This window comes from Diplocloster modestus (assembly GCF_019042245.1).
Lineage (GTDB): Bacteria > Bacillota > Clostridia > Lachnospirales > Lachnospiraceae > Diplocloster > Diplocloster modestus.
On record NZ_JAHQCX010000013.1, the window covers coordinates 1 to 23,307 of the forward strand.

The 23,307-nt window shown below is 49.5% G+C and carries 18 protein-coding genes; 2 read left to right on the plus strand and 16 right to left on the minus strand.

Annotation, left to right across the window (positions count from 1 at the left end):
* Window positions 1–178 precede the first annotated feature (178 nt).
* The 4 genes from KTH90_RS16890 to KTH90_RS16905 all read right to left on the minus strand — a co-directional run bounded on the left by KTH90_RS16890 (window position 179) and on the right by KTH90_RS16905 (window position 3,728).
* On the minus strand, window positions 179–721 hold the full coding sequence (locus KTH90_RS16890) for a VanZ family protein (RefSeq protein WP_238727090.1): 543 nt from the start codon (window positions 719–721) through the stop codon (window positions 179–181).
* Between the two features lie 101 nt (window positions 722–822).
* Window positions 823–2,034, minus strand: coding sequence for a helix-turn-helix domain-containing protein (locus tag KTH90_RS16895; RefSeq protein WP_158354344.1), 1,212 nt, complete (start codon window positions 2,032–2,034; stop codon window positions 823–825).
* Between the two features lie 185 nt (window positions 2,035–2,219).
* Window positions 2,220–3,116 carry a DegV family protein gene (locus tag KTH90_RS16900; protein ID WP_158354345.1) on the minus strand — a complete coding sequence of 299 codons (897 nt, stop codon included), beginning with the start codon at window positions 3,114–3,116 and terminating at the stop codon, window positions 2,220–2,222.
* A 111-nt stretch (window positions 3,117–3,227) separates the two neighbouring features.
* Window positions 3,228–3,728, minus strand: a complete 501-nt coding sequence (locus KTH90_RS16905; RefSeq protein WP_238727091.1) for a GreA/GreB family elongation factor — start codon at window positions 3,726–3,728, stop codon at window positions 3,228–3,230.
* 296 nt (window positions 3,729–4,024) lie between these two features.
* Here KTH90_RS16905 and KTH90_RS16910 point away from each other — a divergent pair, with 296 nt between their 5' ends.
* Window positions 4,025–4,717, plus strand: a complete 693-nt coding sequence (locus tag KTH90_RS16910; protein ID WP_158354347.1) for an HD domain-containing protein — start codon at window positions 4,025–4,027, stop codon at window positions 4,715–4,717.
* Window positions 4,718–4,722: 5 nt separating this feature from the next.
* On the opposite strand, the gene KTH90_RS16915 is transcribed toward KTH90_RS16910, so the two are convergent.
* The 9 genes from KTH90_RS16915 to KTH90_RS16955 all read right to left on the minus strand — a co-directional run bounded on the left by KTH90_RS16915 (window position 4,723) and on the right by KTH90_RS16955 (window position 15,587).
* On the minus strand, window positions 4,723–6,423 hold the full coding sequence (locus KTH90_RS16915; RefSeq protein ID WP_330656065.1) for an FUSC family protein: 1,701 nt from the start codon (window positions 6,421–6,423) through the stop codon (window positions 4,723–4,725).
* Window positions 6,424–6,831: 408 nt separating this feature from the next.
* A complete protein-coding gene (locus KTH90_RS16920) occupies window positions 6,832–7,569 on the minus strand; it encodes a creatininase family protein (RefSeq protein ID WP_158354349.1) in 738 nt (245 codons plus the stop codon).
* A gap of 48 nt (window positions 7,570–7,617) precedes the next feature.
* Window positions 7,618–8,796 (minus strand): M24 family metallopeptidase, encoded by a 1,179-nt coding sequence (locus tag KTH90_RS16925; RefSeq protein WP_158354350.1) that lies wholly within the window; start codon window positions 8,794–8,796, stop codon window positions 7,618–7,620.
* 119 nt (window positions 8,797–8,915) lie between these two features.
* Window positions 8,916–9,293, minus strand: a complete 378-nt coding sequence (locus tag KTH90_RS16930) for a sensory rhodopsin transducer (RefSeq protein WP_158354352.1) — start codon at window positions 9,291–9,293, stop codon at window positions 8,916–8,918.
* Window positions 9,294–9,397: 104 nt separating this feature from the next.
* Window positions 9,398–9,727 (minus strand): L-rhamnose mutarotase, encoded by a 330-nt coding sequence (locus tag KTH90_RS16935; protein WP_158354354.1) that lies wholly within the window; start codon window positions 9,725–9,727, stop codon window positions 9,398–9,400.
* A gap of 19 nt (window positions 9,728–9,746) precedes the next feature.
* Window positions 9,747–10,712 (minus strand): ABC transporter permease, encoded by a 966-nt coding sequence (locus tag KTH90_RS16940; RefSeq protein ID WP_158354356.1) that lies wholly within the window; start codon window positions 10,710–10,712, stop codon window positions 9,747–9,749.
* The gene (locus KTH90_RS16945; protein WP_238727092.1) at window positions 10,713–12,230 is read right to left on the minus strand and encodes a sugar ABC transporter ATP-binding protein; all 1,518 of its coding nucleotides are present in this window, start codon (window positions 12,228–12,230) and stop codon (window positions 10,713–10,715) included.
* A 19-nt stretch (window positions 12,231–12,249) separates the two neighbouring features.
* Window positions 12,250–14,352 (minus strand): glycoside hydrolase family 20 zincin-like fold domain-containing protein, encoded by a 2,103-nt coding sequence (locus KTH90_RS16950; protein ID WP_238727093.1) that lies wholly within the window; start codon window positions 14,350–14,352, stop codon window positions 12,250–12,252.
* 128 nt (window positions 14,353–14,480) lie between these two features.
* A complete protein-coding gene (locus KTH90_RS16955) occupies window positions 14,481–15,587 on the minus strand; it encodes a sugar ABC transporter substrate-binding protein (RefSeq protein ID WP_158354361.1) in 1,107 nt (368 codons plus the stop codon).
* Window positions 15,588–15,908: 321 nt separating this feature from the next.
* Here KTH90_RS16955 and KTH90_RS16960 point away from each other — a divergent pair, with 321 nt between their 5' ends.
* On the plus strand, window positions 15,909–18,173 hold the full coding sequence (locus KTH90_RS16960; protein WP_238727094.1) for an extracellular solute-binding protein: 2,265 nt from the start codon (window positions 15,909–15,911) through the stop codon (window positions 18,171–18,173).
* Window positions 18,174–18,284: 111 nt separating this feature from the next.
* Here KTH90_RS16960 and KTH90_RS16965 read toward each other — a convergent pair whose 3' ends face one another.
* The 3 genes from KTH90_RS16965 to KTH90_RS16975 are packed head-to-tail and all read right to left on the minus strand — an operon-like array spanning window position 18,285 to window position 23,306.
* The gene (locus tag KTH90_RS16965; RefSeq protein WP_238727095.1) at window positions 18,285–21,140 is read right to left on the minus strand and encodes a translation factor GTPase family protein; all 2,856 of its coding nucleotides are present in this window, start codon (window positions 21,138–21,140) and stop codon (window positions 18,285–18,287) included.
* Window positions 21,141–21,169: 29 nt separating this feature from the next.
* Window positions 21,170–22,288 (minus strand): galactose ABC transporter substrate-binding protein, encoded by a 1,119-nt coding sequence (locus KTH90_RS16970; RefSeq protein WP_158354367.1) that lies wholly within the window; start codon window positions 22,286–22,288, stop codon window positions 21,170–21,172.
* Window positions 22,289–22,328: 40 nt separating this feature from the next.
* Window positions 22,329–23,306 (minus strand): sugar ABC transporter substrate-binding protein, encoded by a 978-nt coding sequence (locus KTH90_RS16975; RefSeq protein WP_238727096.1) that lies wholly within the window; start codon window positions 23,304–23,306, stop codon window positions 22,329–22,331.
* Window position 23,307 lies beyond the last annotated feature (1 nt).

The window sequence follows — 23,307 nt, forward strand, 5'->3', positions numbered from 1 at the left end:
TGGCGGGCGCCCCATAGGATACGTCCGTACAGAGCGGACACCTGGCGGGCTGCGCCCTGGTTTTCGGACAGTCTCCCCTAAGAGACAGCTTAAGCTGTCTCTTTTTTCCGCTGTGGATCATACTAAACCTGTATACAGTCAAGTACATCGCTCTCACGTGTGGATATTACAGTTCCCGTCACTTTCCCACAGCCTTCCTCCACCAGTTTTTTTGCCGAAACAGCAGGTTAATACCGGCGTAGATTCCGAACCCGATCATTCCGCCCACGGTATTCATAATTACATCATCGATATCCGCAGAGCGCCCGGTGAAATACTGGACGATCTCGATCAGAACCGTTATTCCCAGAGCGCACAGGGACATCCGCCAAAAGGATCTAAGCTTCGGGAAAGCGATGGGAATCAAAAAACCCAGGGGAACGAACATCAGGATGTTGGAGACCAACTGCTGGATCATTCTTGCAAATCCCATCTCATAGGTGTGTGTCAGCCAGACGAAGGGCTGCAAATTCAGCAGACGGTAATCCGGAAAGAACGAAATGCCGCCGACCAGCAAAGTGACATAGATGATAAGGGCTGACATTACCGTCAGTGCGTAGCAGGCCAGATGCCGGGCCCCGGGCATTTTATATTTTCTTCCCCGCAGGAAAAATGGCAGATACAGAATCACTGATGCCAGGGCGCTGAGCGGCAGTCCGATGATGAGCAAACCTATAATCATAGTAAATTCCTCCGAATCACAGTTTCATTTTTCTACTATAAGGTTAGTATAGCTCAATCTCCGGCTGTATTCTTTTAAGATTTCTTTAAAATTAGCGGCATCTATTCATAGGGCCTGCTGTCATATTTATACTCGCTGACATACCAGACTTCCAAATCCTTGTTGTAGGAGGTATCCAGCAGTTTTCTGCGCACTTTCACCCAAAGTGTCCCGTCGGCCCCTGCTCCGGTAAGATCCAGGATCGACACCTCGTATTCACTGTTGCTCTCCCCGATCCGCCGGCTGCAGCCCGGCAGGCTGGGATTCAGTTCAGCCAGGAAGCTGAGCAGGACATCAGTCTCATCGAAATCTTTGGTGCGCTGTCCGTTCTCCAGCTCTTCCAGGTAATCCGCCGTAAATTTATCCACCTCGTCGGTTGCAATCCATTCTCCGTCCGCATAACCAGAAGTGTCGAAAACGTTGGAATCAGAAGCAGGCGCATCCCCGCCGGACCGTGCTTCCTCATAATAGACAGGATAATTCCGGGATGACACAGAACCGATGCCGGTCTGCATGACTACCTTTAACTGCCCTGTCAGGGATATATCTGAACTGTTCAGAGGAATCAGCACGTATCCTCTCTCTTCGATATCGCTGATCACGATGCCTTCCTCCTCCGTTCCGGCACCGCTCCCTGCCATACAAACCGACACGGTATCCGGAGCTTCCCCACGGTACACAGCGATCAATACATCCGAGTCCGACAATGGATATCCGTTTTCTTCCTCCAGTACTTCGTTTCCCTTATTATCATAAAAATAAACGCCCGTGATCTCAGCAGGCGGCTGCTGAGGCGTATGTATCTGGTCCGCAGCAGGCTCTGCCAGTCTTAAGAGATACCGGTATCCGGCAAAACAGCCGACGGCCGCCAATATCAGCCAGCCAGTTATGGCCGCGGCTTTCCAGCCCCTCCCTGTCCTCTCCTGGGGCACCCGCGGCTGTTTCTTATTCTTCACCTGAACTTTTCCGTGCTGCGCTTCCCGGCACGGATCATCCCCGGGTTCCTTTTCTTTGCTCTCCTCCACGTAGTCCCACAGATCCGCGATGGAATCCGGATCGGCAATGGAATGCGGGTCGGCGTCCTTTTTTCCTGTTTTATCGAACTGCGCGTCCAGTGTCTGCGAAAGCCGCCGCAGATTCTCCGCTGTGGGTACTGACACGCCGGACTCCCATTTCGATACCGCCTGTCTGCTGATGTCCAGTTTTTCCGCCAGCTCTTCCTGAGTCAGACACAGCTCTTCACGCCGTGCCCTGATCTGTTCTCCGATTCTCATAAGTATCCCCCTTTTTTAGTTATTCTAGCTGGTTGCGCGGTTGCTTTCCACCAACTTACACGCAACTTTTCGGCTGTGCCGCAACGGGACGGAACTCCCTAAGATCCCGGGGTAAGGATCTGTCGGTTTGCATCGGTTCCGCCGTTTCCCGGAACAGTCACAGGAAACCGCGGCAAAAGCACAAATTACACCTCCGGCATCACCTTATACTTTGTCAGATACGGCGATGTCTCGTCCAAAAATACGATACCAATGATTCCCGTCCCTGTATGTGCGCCGATCGCACACCCCACATAGCTTTCCATGAATCTGGTGCAGCCACATTTTATTTCCAGCATCTTTTTTACCTTTTCCAGGCTCTCGTAATCGTCGCCATGACAGATTCCCACGATCTGATTCTTCAGATCCGGATTCTTTTCGGCCGCACGTTCCACGCATCTGGTCAGCGAATGGTTCCTGCCCCTCACTTTTTCCACTGCTTTTAAAGAACCCTCTTCTGTTACTTCCAGGATGGGACGGATATTCAGGATATCCCCCGCCATCTTTCCGGTCCGGCTTAAGCGTCCCCCCTTATATAGGTATTCCAGAGTGGCGACCGTGAAAATATGCTTCATATGGCTCTTGTGATATTCTACCGCCTGAATGATCTCCTCCTGGCCTGCACCGCATTCCTGCATGCGCAGGGCATAGTAGACCAGCAGGCCAAAGCCCAGAGCCGCACACTTGGAATCAAGAATCGTCAGGTCAAATTCGGGGAATTCCTCCAGCAGCTGTTTTCTGGCCAGCAGAGCAGCATTCATCGTGCCTGCCAGGCCGGTAGAAAAACAGATATAGATAACCTGGTCTCCTTCCTTTGCAAATGGCCGGAAATGTTCCTCGAACATATGGCTGTTAATATGATACGTGGAGATGTCGGCTCCTGCCCTCTGCTTTTCATAAAATTCCTTCGGGAAAACCGTCTCCCCGTCGAAATAATCAGTCCCGTTGATCGTGACCGGTGTCGGTATGACATGCAGATGATATTTCTCTTTCACCGAATCCGGCAGGTCTGCCGCAGAATCCGTGATAATTTTCAATGCCATAAACTATACTCCTTTTCTTTTCGCTTAGAATACTCCCTTATACTCTCTTCACTGCGTTTAACCCCTTTATTATTTATGTCCAAATCATCCTGGCCGCGATCCGGCCCCGCCTTAAAAGCTGCGGATGGGATCATCGTCATCCGCCGTTTTATCTATGGATTTTATGACGATATAATATCCATAATCTTCACTCACCTTCACCAGCACCCGCTCCCCTGCTTTACGTCCCAGGATGGCTTTCCCGATGGGGGATTCGGTGCTGACCATTTTCTTAAGGGAATTACCGCGGATCGTAGTGACCAGTTTATAGACCTCCGACTGCTCATCCTCCTCAAAATAAAGCTCCACCAGATTATTCAGTCCAACCTCATCGGCCTTTGAATCCTCCGATATGATCCGCGCGGTCTTAATCATGCGCTCCAAATAGCGTATTCTGCTCTCATTCTTGTTCTTGTCCTTTTTGGCCGCATAATATTCAAAATTTTCACTGAGATCACCGTGAGATCTGGCTTCCTTCACCGCTTCGATTGCCTGCTTACGGACCACCAGCTTCCGGTATTCGATCTCTTCCTGTATCTTTTTTATGTCACTCTGAGTCAATTGATCATTCATAACCGGCACTCCTTCACTCCATTACCGCGTAAACGTTTCTTATCTATCTTATCATAGCGGAAAGAATCCTACAACTAAAGAAATAATACCTTATGGAGCAGCTATGCTGCGACCTGCCCGGAGGGCATGCATTAAGGGATGCGGTATAGTATACCTTAATCTTTATAACTGATTGAAGATGAGATGAAATGCCTTTCCTATTAACCGGATATTAACACAAATCACTTATAATTTTTACACAGGGTAGTTACACTAAGAAAGTACTTTATAGAAACGAAAGAAAGTCAGGTAGATGAATGAGTCAAAATAAAGAGAGACCCAAAAACAAGGAAATCACATATGGACAGATTAAAGAAAACGCGGAAATTAAAACTTTTATCCAGTCGGGAAATGAAGTCCTGGGTATATTAGGTTATACGGATCATTCCAGAGTCCATGCGGTTAAGGTGGCCGAGACAGCGGGAAAGATCCTGAAGGAACTGGGATATTCCGGAAAGGAAATTGAGCTGGCAAAAATCGCAGGTTATATGCATGATATCGGTAATTCAGTCAACCGGCACGATCACGCACATACCGGGGCAATTATGGCTTTTCAGATCCTGCGGGAACTGGGTATGGACGATAAGGATACCGCGGTCATCGTATCAGCCATCGGTAATCATGATGAGAAAACCGGGACCGCGGTCACCCCTGTGTCCGCCGCCGTGATCCTGGCCGACAAGACCGATGTCAGACGAAACCGGGTCCGCAATAAGGATCTGGCGAATTTCGATTCCCATGATCGGGTCAATTATGCCGCCATTGAGTCACGGGTCACAATTAATAAGGAAAAAGGAACGGTTCATCTGGATATTAACCTGGATGAAAATATAAGCTCGATTCTGGATTATTTTGAGATCTTTTTACAGCGGATGCTGATGTGCAGAAGGGCATGTGAACTGCTGAACGCCAAGTTCAAGTTTACTGCCAACGGCAACAAAATGGCATAACACGCTTACCAGTCCAGCGCCCTGTGCCTGTGGGCTCTTCTGACCGCTGCGCGTCCCCTCTGAAGCAGTTCATATATCTCATCCCAACCGCCCAGCGACGCGTTCTGGGACAATTTTTCTTCCTGCAGATGGGATTGGATCACCAGTTCATAATAGAGCTGTGGATCCACGTCCTCCTCAAAGCATACCTTCGCAAGCATGCCTGTGGTAGCCGCATATTTTTCCAACAGTTGTTTTGTAGCCATACTCCGGCGATAGGGAAAGATCAGACAGTTAGCGGCCAGCGCGATCAACGCTCCGATCCCGATATAGGTAAGGCGGATCATGAACATCTGTCCCACATCCCCCACTCCAAAAGCCCCCATAAATACCGCTCCCCCCAATGCTCCGATGGTAGAACAGGCGTAGGTACCGGTATAATCGGAAAAATAAAAGGAAAGGTATCCCGACAGCATCATAACCGCCGTCCTTCCCGCAGGGTTGGATATCAGCCCGAATACAGCCACCGACACCATTCCGCCGGCAATGGTTGCCACGATCCTTTTACGCGTCTTGACTCCCACGTCGTCCGCATAAGGCAGGGACAGGGACGCCAGCGTAAACAGCAGCCATTTCCCGTGTTCCAGATGGAATACCTGTACAAGAAGCGTAAACAGCGCCAGCAGAACAGAGACGCGCAGCGCATAAATTACCCGCACCGGGCTGACATCCAGGGCGGCCTTTAAACGCAGCGACAGGGAAAGGGCCGTCCGGTGGTATTTCGTCCGTTTCTGGGGGTCCGTCATATGGATCAGGTGATCACAGATATAAACCAGTGAATGATAAAACTCCTCCTGCACAACATCCTCTGCATCCTGTATCATCTGCAGCCGGTCAGGCTCCCCAATCCGGTCCGTCTGCCGGTTCAAAAAGCGCCGGTACTCTTCCAGCTGTCCGGCAACCCGTTTCAGAAGTTCCTTCCTCTTTATTGTCATATTCCCTTCCAACTCATGCAGCAGCAGAATAATATGTTCCATCCCCCGTCCGGCATCGATCATAGAGAAGCTGGCGTCCGATACACACAGTACCTTCCTGCGCCTTTCATACACGGTCCTGCTGAGTCTGCAGAGTGTATTGCGCACATCCGCCGGATCAGCCATCTCTCCTTCCCCATTGAGCAGATACCGGATCCCCGCCTCAGCCTCCCCGATCATAGATGTCAGGACATCCTGCGCCGTCTCCACCACACGCTTACGCCCATTGAAGAGTTGATAAACGATAATCGAAACCGCCCCCGCCAACAGCCCCAGCAGTCTTTTGGGCAATTGCGTAAAACCGACCGGTGAAATAAACACCAGAAACAGATAGGAAAGAATATACGGGAAATACATATGACTCGAATATTCATACGTAAACGCATACAAAATACAGAACACCGTAACCAGATTAACCAGAAGTGCGGCATAGGGATTCAGTGTATTCACCAGGTACGAGGCCACCCCCATCCACACAAGCACCCCTGCCTGCACCACCAGATGCTTCATCGGAGTCGCCGTCATATCTCTGACCATGGAAGCCGACATCATAATCGTAAAGATCACCCCCACGATAGTATTCTCCGCCCCGAATACTGCCTGAAACACATTGATAAAAATAATGATAAAAACAAAGTTCAAAGTTGCATGAACAAAATTTTTTTGAAAACTTTCTTTCATTTTTTCCAACACATGACATCCTCCACCAAAAACAAACCAGCAGTCTTCCAAAAGACGCCTCGCAATTTCCTGTATTACAGTTAACATACTTTCAATGGTAAATAGGTTCGATAAAGTCGTACCGGCTCACTGCCGCCCAACCCTGTAGAAACTTGCATTAATTTGAATCATGAAAATCTCAGAAGCTGAATCTAAGATCTAACCCCAAATAACTGTAATTAATCATACTGCTAAATGGAAAATTTTACAACCCCGAATTTCCGTCATCCCCCCCGAGACTGTCCGAAAACCAGGGCGCAGCCCGCCAGGTGTCCGTCCCCTCCACAAAAAACAGAACCTTTCACCAGCCCATGGTCTTGTAATCCACAGACCATAAGCTGAAAAAGGTTCTGTTCCTCACACAACTTCAACAATCACATACTAAACGATAATCTCTTCCAGGGACTTAAGCGCGCACTGCACCATAAACTGCCCCAGCTCCATACTGGTTTCCACCGAATTCAGCGCGAACCACTCCGTATTCTCCTTCGTCCTCTCCAGATCCACATGATCCGGATAAAGGGCATACATCAGGCTCGACTCAAACTTACCGGCATGGTCAAACCCGCCGATCTTATGCTGGCACTCTGCGCTCATTAGAGGGATTACTTTGATATAAGAGAAGGGATCATCACCTGAACCCAGATTCTCATAATAATCGGCGTAATCATTACTGCCCCACCAGCCCTTACCTCTGGTCTCCTCCATAAACTCCATCGTAACCTTCTTCGCCGCCTTATGGCAGGCCAGAGTCATAGGCATCAGCCCGGCTTCCTCCGTCTGGTGGTGTGCTACGCAATAAATATTTTTCACGCCGCCATAAATCAGCGACTTCAGAATGCAATAGATATAATTCTCATAAGCATCCACATCCACATGGATCGTGCCTGTCTCGGGTCCGCCGACCGCATAGCTGGCCACGCCGTACCAAATCGGCGGGCACACCACAATCTCTTTTGTTTTCTCCAGCTCTCTTAACACTCCGTTAATCACCATCGTATCCGTGCCGCAGCTGGCATGAAGCGCATGATACTCAATCGTCCCGATCGGGATAATAAACGGCACCTTCCGTTTCTTCGCGTCCTCCAGTTCCTTAAAAAACATATCAACCATTTGCATCTATGATCAACTCCTTTCAAGCTCTCTCAGGCCCCCTTCGGGAGCGGCCTAGAATTCCAGTTCGTACAGTTTCCCGATTTCCGGTGAGAGTACGTCGCATCCGCTCTCGGTAACTGCGATTCCTTTTTCCCAGCGGACCCCAAAGGTCTTGGTGGAGATAAATGTGTCGATCTGGAACGTCATATTGGGCTGCAGCGCATAGTTGGAGATCGTCTCCACCCAGGGCGCTTCCACTTCGATCATACCGGTACCATGCATCGGTCCGTAGACAAAGTTATCCTGGTAATTATTTTCCACATAGTACTGATAGAAATTCTTCGCGATATCAGCGGCGATCACGCCGGCCTTGATCTGTTTCTGTGTCCAGTTGTGGGCTTCCAGTCCGAACATGACCACATCTCTTCTGTTCCCTTCCAGTTTACCCAGAACGATGGGATAACCGATGGAAGCGGAATAGCCGTCGATTTTCGCGGACAGGTTCAACTGTACGATATCGCCCTTTTCGAATTTCCGGTAGGAAGAACGGGAGATCGCATGGCGGGTGGACGCTTCGGAGAATACATACATCGGAAGTCCTTCGTATTCCGCTCCGTTTTCATATACCACTCTCTCAGCTACACCGACCATCTGCAGCTCAGTCATTCCGGGACGAATTTCTTTGATCACCTGCTGGGTTGCCAGCTCCGCGATCCGGTAGCCTTCCTTCAGGCAGTTGATTTCATTCACGGATTTGATGGAACGAAGCTCTACCATCACCTGATCGGCCCGCACGATCTCAGCTTCCGGGAAGGCGGCTTTGATGCCTTCCATGATGACGACGGAGGTATCCAGATAGCTGGCCACACCGATGCGCAGTTTGGAGCCCGTGATCCCTAATGCTTTGAATACATCGTGATAGGTATCGGCCTGGAGTTCGGGATAAGCAGGATCTGCGCCTTCCCGGTATTCTTTTAAGACGAAGATTTTGTCGATTCTGGAGCGGTCCGCGGCGAATTCACGGCTCTCCGGCCCTACCATCAGCGCAGCCTCCCCTGCCGGATTGATCGCTACGCCGCAGCGTTCAAACAGCGGCCAGAATCCGGAAAAATAACGCGCGTTGGCGTAATCCGATTCGTTGGAATTTACAATCAGGGCATCCAGCCCTTCCCTTTGCAGGATCTGTCCCGCTTTCTTTGCTCTCTCTTTGTATTCCTCAGCCGGAATACAGATACTTCCATGTTCTGCCATAGTTTTATCCTCCAATTTTTTTCGCTGTGAGCACTTAGCGGCAGCTTTCAGCCGCTTACGTGCGATGCATCATATTTTCTATATACACTGCCCTAAAGCGTTTGATATAGCTATTTCACTCAACCACAACTATAACCGGTAGTTGTATAAAATGCCACTGTCCGCGGCTCCGCCCTGCCGTACTGTGCGACAACAGGTACATCGCTTTCCAGGAGAATCGCGTATTGTTCCCCAAAGGCTGCCGTATGCGCGCCAAAGTCTTTTTCCTCGTTAGTCCTTAGGCAGCGCACTCTCTCTGCTTCTACCGTAACCGGGATATTCCGAACCGGTTCCCGATCGGTATACAGAAGTGTAATGTTGATATGGGCATCCGCATTTCCCGTGTTTGTAATGATAATGGATTCGTGTCCCGGGATACTGTTCACGCCTACCGGCGGCAGTTCCGCATCGGGAAATACCCATACCTTCTGTCCATAACCCATGTTTCTCACCCTCATTTCTGTCTCTTAATTTGTTTATTTGACCGCAGCTTACGCCGCGCTGGTCCCAGCTTTTATTCATTAGGAAAGTGATCCTAATTGAACAAGAAATTTATCGTCCGTTATTCATAGTAAAATATCTGCTGCATGTCGTGGTAAAATTCACTGTCAGGAGAAATGGCGTATTTTATAAAACACGGTTTCGTATGCTTCCACCACTCCTGGGTGATGCGGTCCTCTTCCATCAGAGCCATATCTTTGTCATAATCGTCTCCGATATATTCATAATAGGCAAATACACTGTCACCCTGTATAAATATGGAGTAGTTCCGCAGGTTACACTTGTGGATGGTTTCCAGGACCCCGGGCCATGCGTTGGCATGAAGCTCAATATATTCCTGGATCTTATCCGGCTTTAATTTCCCGATCTGACCGAATACCTGTCTGCGCATGCAATCTCTCCTTTTACGATCAATCCTTCTTGGAGAAAGAATCGATCAAAACAACAACGACCAGAATGATACCTTTTACTACCCACTGCCAGTATGTATTGATACCCATCAGTACCATAATATTGGATATGACCTGCAGGAACAAAGCGCCAATCACGATACCGACCACGCGTCCCCGGCCTCCTGTCAAAGAGGTGCCGCCCAGCACACAGATCGTCATGACATCAAACAGCAGGTTATCACCAAGTGTTACGTTTCCGGACTGGGTCTTGGACGTAAGCCCCAGGGCTCCGATCGAAGTCAGTACTCCGCACATGACGAATGCCAGGATCGCGATGAAGTTGACATTCAGACCAGACAGTTTGGAAGCCTCCTTATTACCGCCCACTGCGAAGAAGCTGCGCCCGATGGCCGTATGTGCAGTAAACATATACAGAATAAATGCCACGACCACCATCAATATAACCGCATAAGGCACGATTCCCAGTTTTCCGAGAGCCATTTTACCGAAGCTGTCGGGCAGACCTGAGATCGGCAGGCCGTCGGAGTAGATATAGTTGATTCCTTTCAGCATATTCATGATGGTCAGCGTCGCGATGAACGACGGCATCTTGCCGTATACCACAAGGCAGCCGTTGACCACTCCTACCGCCGCGGATATGAGGACCACGATCAGGAAGGATAACCAAATCGGCAATCCGTAATTAACCGTACAGCCGGCAAAGAAGATCGAGACCAATCCGATGGTGGATGAGATGGACATATCCATCTCCCCGATCAGAATTACGAAGAATTCTCCCATGGCTATGATAGCTACGAAGGATGCCTGACGCAGCACATTCATGATATTGTTCGTGGTGCGGAAGTTACTGTTGAAACAGCACAAGATAAACAGTGCGATAAATAGAAATAAAATCATCCAGTCGGTCAGCAGAGCTTTGGCGCCGCCGCTGTATTTTTTTGATTTTGTCTTATAATCATTCATTTATGCGTTCACTCCTAACAAATTATTGATGATGACTTCCTGTGTCTTTCTTTCACCTTCCACAACATCCATAATTGCGCCTTCGTACATGATGTAGATCCGGTTGCACAGCCCGATCAGTTCTTCCATTTCCGGGGATACCAGAATTACCGCTTTCTTCTGTTTCGTCAGCTCGTGAATCAGCTGGTATATCTCAAATTTTGCGCCGATATCGATACCACGGGTCGGTTCATCCAGCAAAAAAATCTCCGCATCCCGCAGCAGCCATTTGGCAATGACGATTTTCTGCTGATTGCCGCCGGACAATTTCTTTACGTTCTGCCACAGGGAATAGTAGGCCAGATTCATCTTCTCATTGATATCAAAAGCGGCCTTTGACTCCGCCTCGTGATCCTGGAAAATTCCCATCTTCCGGAACAGTTTCATGGACGGCAGGGTCGTATTGTCTTTGATATCGAATTTCATATTTAGTCCCAGCGTCCGGCGCTCATCGGGCACCAGCCCCATGCCAAGACGGATCGCCTGGAACGGCTTGCGGCATCGGGCCGGTTTTCCTTTGACCAGAACTTCCCCTTTGACGATCTTATGGTTTCCGAAGATCGCCTGGACCAGCTCGGTTTTACCTGCTCCCAAGAGGCCTGCGAGGCCAACCACTTCCCCCTGCCGTACCTGCAGGCTGATGTCCCGGAACGCCTTCGGCGCCGTTAAGTTTTTCACTTCCAGCAGCACTTCTCCCAGATCCTCATTGATCGGGGGATAGACATTGGCCAGTTCCCGGCCGATGATCATCTTCACCAGCTGTCCGTTGTCGATATCCTTCACTTTGCCGGAATTGATATAGCGGCCATCGCACAAAACCGTGTAGGAGTCACAGCATTCGAACACCTCGTTGAGCCGGTGGGATATGTAGACGATACCGATCCCCTTTTGCTTCAGCAGGCCGATGATTCGGAAAATATTTTCAATATCCTTTTCCTGCAGCACCGCCGTAAGCTCATCAAATATGATAATCGCGGGGTCATCCAACAGTGCTTTGGCCAGCTGGATGATCTGCCTCTCCGCCGTCCTTAAATGCTTGACCGGGATATGCAGATTGATATCGCACTGAAGGAAATCCAGCATCTCCTGCGCGCGTCGGTCCAGCGCTTTCCAATCGATCAGCCCATGTTTCTTCTCGTAACGTCCTACAAATATATTTTCTACGCCGCTCATGTCGCTCATCAGTGTAAACTCCTGGTGAACGATAGCGATTCCTCTGCTTTGAGATTCTCTTACACTGTAGGATGGTATTTTGATCTGCTCGCCTTTGACGAACAGTTCACCCTTGGTCATCCTGTTTTCACCGGTAATACACTTGGAAAGTGTGGATTTTCCGGCTCCGTTTTCTCCGACCAGGGCGTGGCATTCTCCCGGCATCAGCGTGAAATTCACTTCCGACAGCGCTTTCACGCCCGGGAACTCCATCGTACAGTTCCTGATCTCAATCAAGGGTGTTACATCCGTTTTCTTTTCGCCCATTTTGATAACTCCTTCCAAATTACAGCCATAACCACCCAAGGGCTTCCACGCCAGAACAGATGATTGCGTCATCCGGTGCCTCGGGATGTCTGATATTGTAAATCAGCCGTTTCAGTTCATGATAGGGGAACATACAGCTGTTCACACCCGTCTCGTTTACCGGGTTGATATCAAAGAACATCTCTTTTACGATGTCGAAATCTTTTTCATTCAGATACAGGATTTCATCCAATAATTGTTCTTTCTTCTCCGGATCCTGCTCTTTTTCATAGGCCAGCGCCGCCAGCACCATGTCATAGATCACGGCGTTTCTTCGCTGCGCATTTTCCCATCGGTCGAAATGGGTCAGCCAGGGATAGAGTTTTTCATTCCTGCCGGCTTCCTGCTGCAGCATATGAATCTTCGCCATCAGATTTTCATGGTTTGCCTTGGCCGCGAGGATAGCGGGAATGTCCTCCTGCGTCATCTTGTTCTTCTGGAACGGGAACGCTGTCGTGTACAGGGGGATCTGGCTCTCGTGAATGGTGATTATATTTTTCATCACATACAGGATGGTTTCTCCCAATGCGCCAAAGTTCAGTTCACAGGCTCTTTGATAGAACTCTTCCTCCTCCATCATGGAACCCCAGCCGTAATTGCCGTGGGCGAACAGGTGCATGAACAGACCGTACCATTCAAACATAAATCCATTGATGCCGTGTACTCCCATTTTCACACTGCCCTTATGCTGACGGATATCTGTCTCGATGACCTGTTCGTTGGTTTCATCCTCATAGCGGATCATATTGGACTGAAAGGTCCGGTACAGACGTCCCATGGTGGACGTGATGGAATTGGATTCTGTGTCTCTCGCCCAGATCCTGTCCCTGCCAAATGCTTCACACCACTTCGGGAATTCGGTTTCCGGCACATACAGGCCCGGCGCCCAGAACAGCATGATATCCTTCGGCATGGAGTCCACACACTCTTTTAAGAATGACGGATCTTTTTCAAGTGGCGGCTGACGGAAAGCCCGGATTCCGATCACAGCCTGCGGATTGATCTCCCTCACCGCGTCGTAGATTTTCTGCAGCAGCCACATGTTTGCCTTGTGCTTCGCCTCACCGGGTGAGCTGCTGATGGCGTGCCAGCGTTTCTTACACTCGTCACATTCGCAGTACCAGAAGCCTTCCTCACTCTCTTCCAGTGTATAGCCGTCAAAGCCGAGTCTGGCGATCTGGCGCATGGATTCGATGATATAATCCACGGTTCCCGGATAACTTAAACACAGCGAGTCAAAATCATTCAGGAAACCGCTGGATTTGGGTGCTTTCATCCTGGCTTCGGGATGTTTGATGGAAAATGCGCCGTTATAGGAGTTCAGGCCCACATAGGCAAATATTTTGACCTCCAGCTTATGCGCCAGCCGGATGAATTTATCCATATAGGGTTCTTCCAGGTTCGGGTGGGTGTACCGTACGGTCAGCCATCTGCGGTTCTCCGCATTCCATATCTTGATCGGAACATCCCGGAACACGGTTTCCGGATGGTCGGGCATATCGAATGGCCAGTATCCGTACATCACGAGATTAAACTGATTGATTTTATTGTCCAGGCAGATATTCAGATACTGTACCCAGTCCTCATATCCCCACAGCTGGCTGTCGAATCCGAATCTGCCGTATCCCGCGTACCAGGAAAAGGTCTGGGCAATGGCCCGCACCGGCAGGGACGGATAATCGGTAATCTGGCACAGCGGCAGCCGGTAAGCGCCGCCGCTTTCCTGGAACAGCATTTTCAAAGAAGTCACCGCGTTAATAAAGCCGGCTCTGTTTTCATATTTTATGACAATCCCATCTTCCCGGATGTTCAGATCATAACCCTGGGCCGCCAGCAGTTCCGGGTTCTCCGCGTCCAGGCCGTCCAGCGATAAAATAATATGTACCGGCATCTCGCCGTCATTGCCGCCTTCTCCAACAGCAGTTTTGATTTCTTTATAATTCCACAGACGAAGTTCTGTTATTTCCAGTAATTCATTCAGATCGAGATTCTTTTCCTCAGAGTTCAGACAGATTTTGGTAAATGGTTTTGTCAAGCCCTGTTGTTCGATCAGCCGTTTCGGCTCAGGTAACAAATTGATCATTCATCGAACCCCCTGTTTTATTTTTAGTATGTTTGTTTTCGCTTATAAAAGCCGGCGGGCAATATAGTCCCGCCGTCTTTTATTTTTTCAAACCGATATCCGTTTACAGATACTTTCTGCCGCTTAGATCAGCCAAGCCAACCCCAGTTCTTCCAGTCATAATCTGTGATGTTGGAAGGTGTGATCGCTTCCGGTTCCGGGAGGTCATAATTTTCCGGAAGGTCTTCTTTTAATACTAAAGTTTTATACATAGCATCCGTAGCCTGATAACCCAGGACTACCGGATCCTGCAGGACTTCTGCCAGCCATTTGTCATTGTTTTCGGAGATCCAGGTCAATACGTCGATATCACCGGCGATACCGATGAATTTCGTTTCGTCTCTGCCCTGTGCCACTGCCGCATAGTAAGCGCCAACCACTTCCGCGTCATTATGTCCGCATACAACGTCAATTACAGATTCTCTTTGCAGAACGTTTTCCATCAAGGTCTGGGCAGAATCCCGGTTACCTGCGCCGGTATCGCCTTCCTCAATAATCTTGGCATTCGGATATTTTTCAAGAACTGCCGTCTTAAATCCGTCAAAACGGTCCTGAGACACCTGACCGGAGGTAGGACGGGAGATGAACAGGCATACCGGATCATCTTTTCCTAAAGTATCCAGATATTTGATCGCCTCTTCTCCTGCTTTCTTACCGAGCGCTTTCATGTCATGGCCTACGAAGGTCGACCATACCACGTCACTGTCCGAGCTGGGCTCCTGGGCATAATCACCGATTACGAACGGGATTCCCTGGCCTACCAGTTCTTTCATGGTCGGGATCGCGGAGGACGCGTCGGCCGGGAACAGGATAATGCCATCGCTGCCTGCGCTTGCCATATTCTCCACATTGGTCAGCATCGTCTGGACATCAGATCTGGAATCCTCAAACGAAAATTCGAAGTTTACTCCGTACTCATCGCCATGATCCGCCATCCACTGGTTGCAGCCATCGATCACACCCTGATACCAGGTATACGCGGTCAGCTCCATGATGGAGACACCGATCTTATAGGTCTGCTTTTCCCCTGTGCTGTCTGCTGCCGGAGCCTGTGATTCTGCCGGTTTCGCGGTATCCGCAGGTGCTGCAGGTGCCGCGCTCTCTGCCGGAGCGTCCGCAGGTTTCTCTGAAGATCCACATGCTACCAGTCCCAGTGACATCGCTGCCACCATGAGTAATGCCAGTGCTTTTTTCATAAAATAAAACCCTCCTTTAAAATTTTATGATAAAATGAGCAACCTCATTTATCATTCCCACTACCCTAAATACTGTTCTCTATGTAACCCTCTGTTCTATATTCTAGTTGCTTTACGCGGTTCAGTCAATATTTTCACTTCATTTTTACTTTAATTTAATTTAAACGTTTCACTTTACATTTAAATATAGATATGCTATAGTGTATAAAAGAGTTTCGCTGACGGGACTTCTAATTTCTTACTTGAATAACAAAAATTTTGCCGGCGGAACTTTCTGTTAGAATAAGAAATAAGGCCTGAAAGTTAAAGGGGAGGATGTCCATGGCTACGATAAAAGACGTGGCAAAACTAGCAGATGTTTCCATTGCCACCGTATCGAATTATCTGAATCATACCAAGCCGGTTAGCAGAGAGGTTTCGCAGAGGATCAAGGAAGCTGTGGACGCCCTGCAATATTCCCAAAATCTCTCGGCCAAAAGCCTGAAATCCAATTTTTATAACGATATCGGAGTAATTCTGCCGAATCTGAATGATTCGTATTATGTACAGATGTTTCAGGGAATTGAGAATACTTTTCAGAATACAGGCTATTATGTCAATCTGGCATTTTCCTATGATATCCCGGATTACGAACAGAATATCGTCCGCAACTTTCTTAAGAAACAGATCTGCGGCCTGATCCTGGTCTCCTGCCAGCCTGACAACTGGAAATTTTACTATGATTATTTTACTTCCGACCAAAGACCGCTGGTCCTGATCGACCGCAGCATCCACAGTCTGGACGCGAACTTTGTCTCTTTTGACAATTTCTCAATCATAAAATATATGACTACCTATCTGTTAGATTACGGGTACCGGAATATTTATCTGATGAGCGGCCCGCCCAAATTTGACTGCGAAGCCGACTGTATCAGCGGATTTCAGGAAGCGCTCAGCCAGAACGGTCCCAAGCCAGACCCAGCCTATCTGCTGAAAACCAATCTGAGCAAAGAGGACGCCTTTCGGAAAACAATACAGTTGTTAAAAAAGCGTAAGCCCGACGCCATCATCGCCACATCGGAATCCATCGCCACCGGGATCATTGAGGCGTTTACGATCCTTGGATACCGCACGGAAGACATCCCTGTGATTACGCTGGGGGAGGAACACTGGAATCTTTATACCCATTCCATGACAAATGCTTCCGCCGCCAGGCCTGCCATCAAGCTGGGGCTGACTGCGTCCAACCTGCTGCTGGAGCAGCTCAAATCTCCTTCCACCAAAGAAAATGAAAAGATTATCCTTCGGGACACGTCTCTAAATAAACCCATGTCTCTTGTCAGAACGGTTACCGTTACGGACAAATCGGACAAAAAAAGCGAACCGCAGAAAACAGTCCGCATTCTTATGATGGATACTCCCCAGGTCCACTCGCTTCAGGGGTTAGTCCGCAACTTTGAAAACAGGACGAATATCCACGCGGACATCACGATCCTGCCCCATCATTATATGTATGATAAGATATTGGAAAATCACAGCCATGCAGCCGCAGAGGAAGACCCTTACGATGTGTTTATGTATGATATTCCCTGGCTGTCGGCTCTGGCCTCCGGCCATATTCTGGAAGATATCACCCAGCAGCTCAAATCGATCGACCTGAATATCTTCCTGCCAGGCTGTCTGAAGTATTACAGTAATTATAAACAGCACTATTACGGGATTCCGTTTATGTACGCGCCGCAGATCTTTTATTATAGAAAAGATCTGTTCGAAGATCCCGATTTAAAGGCCGCCTATGAAAAGCAGAATAATATCACACTCCGTCCGCCGCTTACTTTGAAGGAGTTTAACACCATCGCCGATTTCTTTACCAATAAATCAGACCGCATAGATTACGGAATCTCCGTACCCGCTGCTTATGATGAATGCCTTGCCCCTGAGATCTATATGCGGCTGCGTGCCTATAACGGGAAGCTTTTTGATTCGGAAGGTGAGGTGACGCTGGATTCCGCCCAGACTTTGAAAGCTTACATCCATTTTATGCGATCCGTTAAGGCTGCCAAGCCCAATTACCGGGAGGCCACCGACGACAGCATCGTACAGGAATTTCTTCAGGGCGAGACGGCCATGCTGATCACCTACCCATCTTTTCTGACAGACATCGTAGATCTGCGCCGAAGCAGTCTGGTCGGTTCCATCGGCTATCACCATATTCCCGGTCACTGTCCGCTCCTGGGCGGCTGGAGCATGGGAATCAGTGCAGTCTCCCGGCACAAGCAGGAAGCCTTCGAGTTTTTGAAGTGGACCTGTGATGAACAGGTGGCCAACTACCTGACCCTGTTAGGAGGCCAATCGGCGATCACCTCCACTTATACGAATGATGAACTGGTCAAGCTCTATCCCTGGCTTCCTCTCTATCACTCTACCTACACCTACTGCAAACCGCCGATCCCGCCCCGCCTGAAAAACAGGCAGATCGTATCCCAGAACGAGATCGATGCCATTGTCTGCAAATGGATCTATGAACTGCTGGATGACAAGCTGGAAGTCCAGGACGCGATCACGAATACACACCGGGAGCTGGAGGAGCTATGTAAAAGACTGTAGATCCCGGCAATAAAGCAAAACCGCGAGGCGCCAAAAAACTGACACTGCCGGCAATCAGCTGCATGTATTGTTCATGCACTGATGCCGGCGGTACTCTGGTTCATATTCTTCCTAATCAGCATCCTGGCCGCTGTGGTCCATCTCAAAAGTTTTTCTCCCCAGCCGCACTTCTTCCATGATTTCCGTCATATCCTCCGGGAGATATTCAAACAGGTAGTTCCTGCCGCCCTTATATTTATTATGAATGACGCTACGGATCTGCTCGTTGATCAACCCGATCTCTTCCTTTAACCCCCGGGCCGAAAGTCTTCTCGCTCCCTGTCCCAGAATAATAACCTGCTCCGTGGCATCGGATGTGGCAACCGTCACTTTATACCTGCGTCCGATCCGGTGAACCGTTTTCTCGATATACTGATCCGCGGTTTCCGCTTCCTTTGTATATACCACATAGATGTTGTGATATCTGGAAATCTCTCCCTGACCGCCTTCCACCTTATAGGCATCAAACACCAGAATCAGCGTGTTTTTCAGAAATCCCTGATAATTGCACAGAATATCCATCAGTTTATTCCTGGCACTCTCAATGTTAACCTTTGCCAGTTCCTTCAGATCATCCCAGGCAAATATAATATTGTAACCGTCTACCAGCAGGTATTCATCCTCCGGCCGGTTTTGCTTTATGCTCCTGCCACGGCTGCTGTCACTGCCGCTGCCCGCCCGGCCCCCATGCTCTGTATCACTGCCTGGCCGTTCTCCATGCTCTGTACTTCTGCCCTTTTGAGTCCTTCCCGGGGTTCTGACCCAGCCGGGTGATTCTCTCTTTACCGTTCCATAAGTCCGGGCAAAGATTTCCTCCAGCTCTTTTTCGTCCACCTGCGGAGAAGCTTCGCTCCAGCCGGTATTTACAGATGTGTCCGGTTCTATGCCCTTCGCCTCCCTGCAGGAATCAAATCCGCTCTCCACATGCATAAAGTCCCGCACCCGGTCCCAGCTGACCACAAAGCCAGCGCCACGGGAACAGAACACAGAACCCGTAGGATTATCCAGATCCTTCTCAGAATCATATCCGACGGAGCCGATCACCTCCCCGGCGTTATGGCAAGGCTCATACCCCTTTAACGTACAGGAGAGCCTTCCCCTACCGCCGGTATACGTTGTAACCTCGGTCTGGTAATCCCTCATGGTAACCACCGGACAGCTTCCGGTCAGAATGGACATGTCCCCATCCGTCTCCGGGCCCGAAAAAGTTCCACACATCTTCGGGATATCGGACAAGGCCCTCCCCACCTTTTCAGCAGGAATCTCCAGACGATACTCGTAGACCGGCTCCAACAGCACACAATCGCCCGTTTTTAATCCCTGGCGCACTGCCCGGTAGGTCGCCTGCCGGAAGTCGCCTCCCTCGGTATGCTTCTGATGGGCCCGGCCCGCGGTAAGTGTTATCTTCATATCTGTAATCGGAGAACCGGTCAGGACACCGATATGCTCCTTTTCCTCCAGATGCGTCAGTACCAGCCGCTGCCAGTTTCTATCCAGTACATCCTCACTGCAGGCCGTATCAAAGGCAAGGCCGCTTCCCGGTTCCCCCGGCTCCAGCAGAAGGTGTACCTCCGCGTAATGGCGCAGCGGTTCGAAATGCCCCACCCCTTCCACCGGACTTTGGATCGTCTCCTTGTAAACGATACTCCCGGACCCGAATTCCACATCCACGCCGAACCGTTCCCGGATCAGGCTCTTTAAAATCTCAATCTGCACCTCGCCCATCACCTGGGCATGGATCTCGCCTGCGGACTCCACCCACACCATATGCAGCTCCGGTATCTCCTCCTCCAGCATCCTGAGCTTTAGAAACACCGTATGCAGATCGCAATCCGGCGGCAGCTGGATCTGATAGGTCAACACCGGCTCCAGTACCGGGATCTCCGCCTCCGTCTCTATTCCCAGTCCATCCCCGGAAAAAGTCTTTGTAAGGCCAGTGACCGCACACACGGTCCCGGCCGTAACCTCCTGTACCGCCCGGTACTGCGGGCCGGAATAGATGCGGATCTGATCCACTTTCTCTTCCCAGATCCTGTCCTTCTGCCCAGAGGCCGCCATATCTGCCTGTTCCTTTTCGCTCGACCTTCCAGCGTCATGCCGGTTCGTCAGTAATGCTTTCACCTTAAGGCTTCCGCCGGTTATCTTCATATAAGTCAGCCGGTTTCCCTGCTGATCCCTGGCAATCTTGTAAATTCTGGCGCCGAACCCCTCCGGATACTGCGGACAACAGCTATAGTGTGCCAACCCTTCCAGGAACTCTTCCACCCCCTCCATTCTCAGTGCCGATCCATAATAGCAGGGAAAAACCTTCCTATTCCGTATCAGGCTTCTGATATCTTCCGTCCCTATCCCGCCGGTCTCCAGATAGTTTTCAAGTAATTCCTCATCACACATGGCCAGATTTTCCAGAAACACATCGGAATCCTGGTCTTTTCCAAAATACAGGCACCTCTCATCCAGCCTATTTTTCAGCTCCCGCTGTAACTTCTGCCGGTCAGTCCCCGGCTGATCCATTTTATTGATCCAGAAAAATACCGGTATCTGGTAGCGTTTCAACAGCCGCCACAGAGTAATCACATGCCCCTGCACACCGTCTGTCCCGCTGATCACCAGTACCGCGTAATCAAGCACCTGCAGTGTCCGCTCCATCTCTGCGGAAAAATCCACATGTCCCGGCGTGTCCAAAAGCGTGACACAGGTGTCATCCAGCATGAATTCTGCCTGTTTGGAAAAGATCGTAATTCCTCTGGCCCGTTCCAGCGCAAAGGTATCCAGAAACGCGTCCTGGTGATCCACCCTGCCAAACTTGCGGATGCTGCCGGTCAGATACAGAATACTCTCAGCCAGCGTGGTCTTACCTGCGTCCACGTGGGCCAGCAGCCCGGCACATATATGTTTTTCAGCTTTATTCCCGGTTGTGTTATCCATCGAAAATGCCCCTTTCTTTGGCCAGTCTTTTAATATTGTACTATGAAGCCCGGGGCTGATGAATCAGAGCCGTTCCCAGCCAAAGGAGCATCCGGATTATATTTGCGCAGTGCTTCTTCCGAGAGGAATTGACTTGCATTATCCTTTGTAATCTTAGCATAGGGGAGATAAATATATTTATCGTTCTCAAATTCGATCTCTTCCATTCCTTCCCCCAAAACCAGAGCAGCCGCCAGCTTTGCCATTGCCGCCGCCTGTCCCTCTTTATCGTTATATACAGTTCCGGATAACTTTGAATCAAGAACTGCTTCCAGTCCCACCTCCGTGCCGTCGATTCCAAAAAACACAGGATAGGCAGACTCCGTTAAATTCGTTTTCTCATAGGCATCAATGGCCCCAAGAGCCATATCATCATTATTCGCCAGGACAAGTTCTATCTTATTCTGAAACTGGCCCAGCATTTGTTCCATTCTGTTCTGTGCCTGTGCCCGATTCCAATTTGCAATCCCGTAACCTAATTTTTCCAGTACGATCCCACTATTTTTTAAGGTTTCCACCGCATTTTCCGTACGGATAATAGCATCCTGATGACCAGGTTCCCCTTCGAGTACCACATATTGGATCTTCCCGTCCCTGTTACGGTCGATCTGATTGTTTGAAATTATCGCGTCGGCCGCCAGTTCACCCTGCATGACGCCGGATTGTTTTGCGTCGGCTCCCACATAATAAAGCCCGTCCCACTGCATCATATCCTCTTTGACCGGCTCCCTGTTAAAAAATATAATCGGTACATCGTGATTCCTGGCAATATCAATAATATCCGACGGATCTGCCCGTTCTACCAGATTCACACAGAGGACATTACAGCCCGCGTCGATCAGTTCCTTTACCTGATCATTCTGAGTCCGCTGTGACCCGGCCGCATCCCGGATAGTCACCGGTGTCATGGGTTTATCACTTCCGGAAGTATTGAGCTGCTCTTTAAAGCAGGTAAGCAATTCATTGAGGAATGTATCACTTTGATTGTAGTATGTCACTCCCACATGAATCTGATCAGGCGGAGCCGTCTGCTGCCTTGCGCAGGCGCATAAAGAACATATACTGATACAAAAGATGGTACCTGTAATCCAAAATTTTATAGATTTCATTCCATACCTCTGCTTTTCCTCCCATTCATCAAAATAGCTGCTATTGACTCATGGTAAATATGATTTCCTGATTTTCTTTTGAAAACAGCGTCTCCCTTCGCAGCACCTTATGGGAAACTGTTTCGCCCTGCACTTTATGAAAATGACGCTTGAGGCTTTCTGCCGTCTTAGTCAGGCTTTGATAACCCACATTAAATTCATCGGGCACCACCAGACACTTCACATGATCCGTGTCCAGATAATAGACCGCTTCCGTGGAACGGCCGATTCCATACACGACCGCTCCATGCAGATTATTGGCCGCAGATTCTTCCCCGGCTGCTGTCAGGCTGTCATCATCCAGCGCAACCACAAAATTGACCTCGGGCTGGGCTGCCAGGGAATTCTCTTTTGCTTCCCCGGAATGACCGGAAACGGTCCAGGTAATCTCAGCTTGGGTATCTGCGAGTCTGTCCCGGAATCCCTTCTCCCGGTTATTCGCTGCCTCCGAATCATTGGTTTCTGAGAAAATCCCTATGGTTTTTCCATCTACCTTACCGTTATAGTCTGCCAGCAATTCCTCCGCCAGCACAGTGCCCATGGCATAATTGTCCGGTTCCGTGACAGGAAGCTTAGTGAGCGTCCTGTCTTTTGACGCCGTGGATCCCACAAGCATAACCGGGACCCTTTTTTCGAATTTTTTTAACATTTCCTCCGCCCCGGTCTCCGGTACAGGCTGCACGATCACCGCATCCGCCCCATTGTCTATCTCCCATTCGATGAGGTTCTTTTCTTCCTCAACGGTCAGCGTCGACCCGCCTGTATTGGCAATAAACACTTCGATTCCCTGATCTTCCGCCGCCATTTTTAAACCATATTTAAATGCAGCCCACTGCGCATCATCCGAATTCTGGACAATCACAGACACCTTAACCAGGTCTTGTCCGTTTTTCCCCTGCAGCATCAAGAGAAGCGCCGCAAGAACCATTAACGCTAAAAATGCTTCCAGCAGAATTACTACTTTTTTTCCAGTCTCCATC

Bases quoted from the DNA above. Each gene is read 5' to 3' on its own strand.
- KTH90_RS16890 (WP_238727090.1), bottom strand. From the start codon at position 721: ATGATTATAGGTTTGCTCATCATCGGACTGCCGCTCAGCGCCCTGGCA.
- KTH90_RS16895 (WP_158354344.1), bottom strand. From the start codon at position 2,034: ATGAGAATCGGAGAACAGATCAGGGCACGGCGTGAAGAGCTGTGTCTG.
- KTH90_RS16900 (WP_158354345.1), bottom strand. From the start codon at position 3,116: ATGGCATTGAAAATTATCACGGATTCTGCGGCAGACCTGCCGGATTCG.
- KTH90_RS16905 (WP_238727091.1), bottom strand. From the start codon at position 3,728: ATGAATGATCAATTGACTCAGAGTGACATAAAAAAGATACAGGAAGAG.
- KTH90_RS16910 (WP_158354347.1), top strand. From the start codon at position 4,025: ATGAGTCAAAATAAAGAGAGACCCAAAAACAAGGAAATCACATATGGA.
- KTH90_RS16920 (WP_158354349.1), bottom strand. From the start codon at position 7,569: ATGCAAATGGTTGATATGTTTTTTAAGGAACTGGAGGACGCGAAGAAA.
- KTH90_RS16925 (WP_158354350.1), bottom strand. From the start codon at position 8,796: ATGGCAGAACATGGAAGTATCTGTATTCCGGCTGAGGAATACAAAGAG.
- KTH90_RS16930 (WP_158354352.1), bottom strand. From the start codon at position 9,293: ATGAGGGTGAGAAACATGGGTTATGGACAGAAGGTATGGGTATTTCCC.
- KTH90_RS16935 (WP_158354354.1), bottom strand. From the start codon at position 9,727: ATGCGCAGACAGGTATTCGGTCAGATCGGGAAATTAAAGCCGGATAAG.
- KTH90_RS16940 (WP_158354356.1), bottom strand. From the start codon at position 10,712: ATGAATGATTATAAGACAAAATCAAAAAAATACAGCGGCGGCGCCAAA.
- KTH90_RS16945 (WP_238727092.1), bottom strand. From the start codon at position 12,230: ATGGGCGAAAAGAAAACGGATGTAACACCCTTGATTGAGATCAGGAAC.
- KTH90_RS16950 (WP_238727093.1), bottom strand. From the start codon at position 14,352: ATGATCAATTTGTTACCTGAGCCGAAACGGCTGATCGAACAACAGGGC.
- KTH90_RS16955 (WP_158354361.1), bottom strand. From the start codon at position 15,587: ATGAAAAAAGCACTGGCATTACTCATGGTGGCAGCGATGTCACTGGGA.
- KTH90_RS16960 (WP_238727094.1), top strand. From the start codon at position 15,909: ATGGCTACGATAAAAGACGTGGCAAAACTAGCAGATGTTTCCATTGCC.
- KTH90_RS16965 (WP_238727095.1), bottom strand. From the start codon at position 21,140: ATGGATAACACAACCGGGAATAAAGCTGAAAAACATATATGTGCCGGG.
- KTH90_RS16970 (WP_158354367.1), bottom strand. From the start codon at position 22,288: ATGAAATCTATAAAATTTTGGATTACAGGTACCATCTTTTGTATCAGT.
- KTH90_RS16975 (WP_238727096.1), bottom strand. From the start codon at position 23,306: ATGGAGACTGGAAAAAAAGTAGTAATTCTGCTGGAAGCATTTTTAGCG.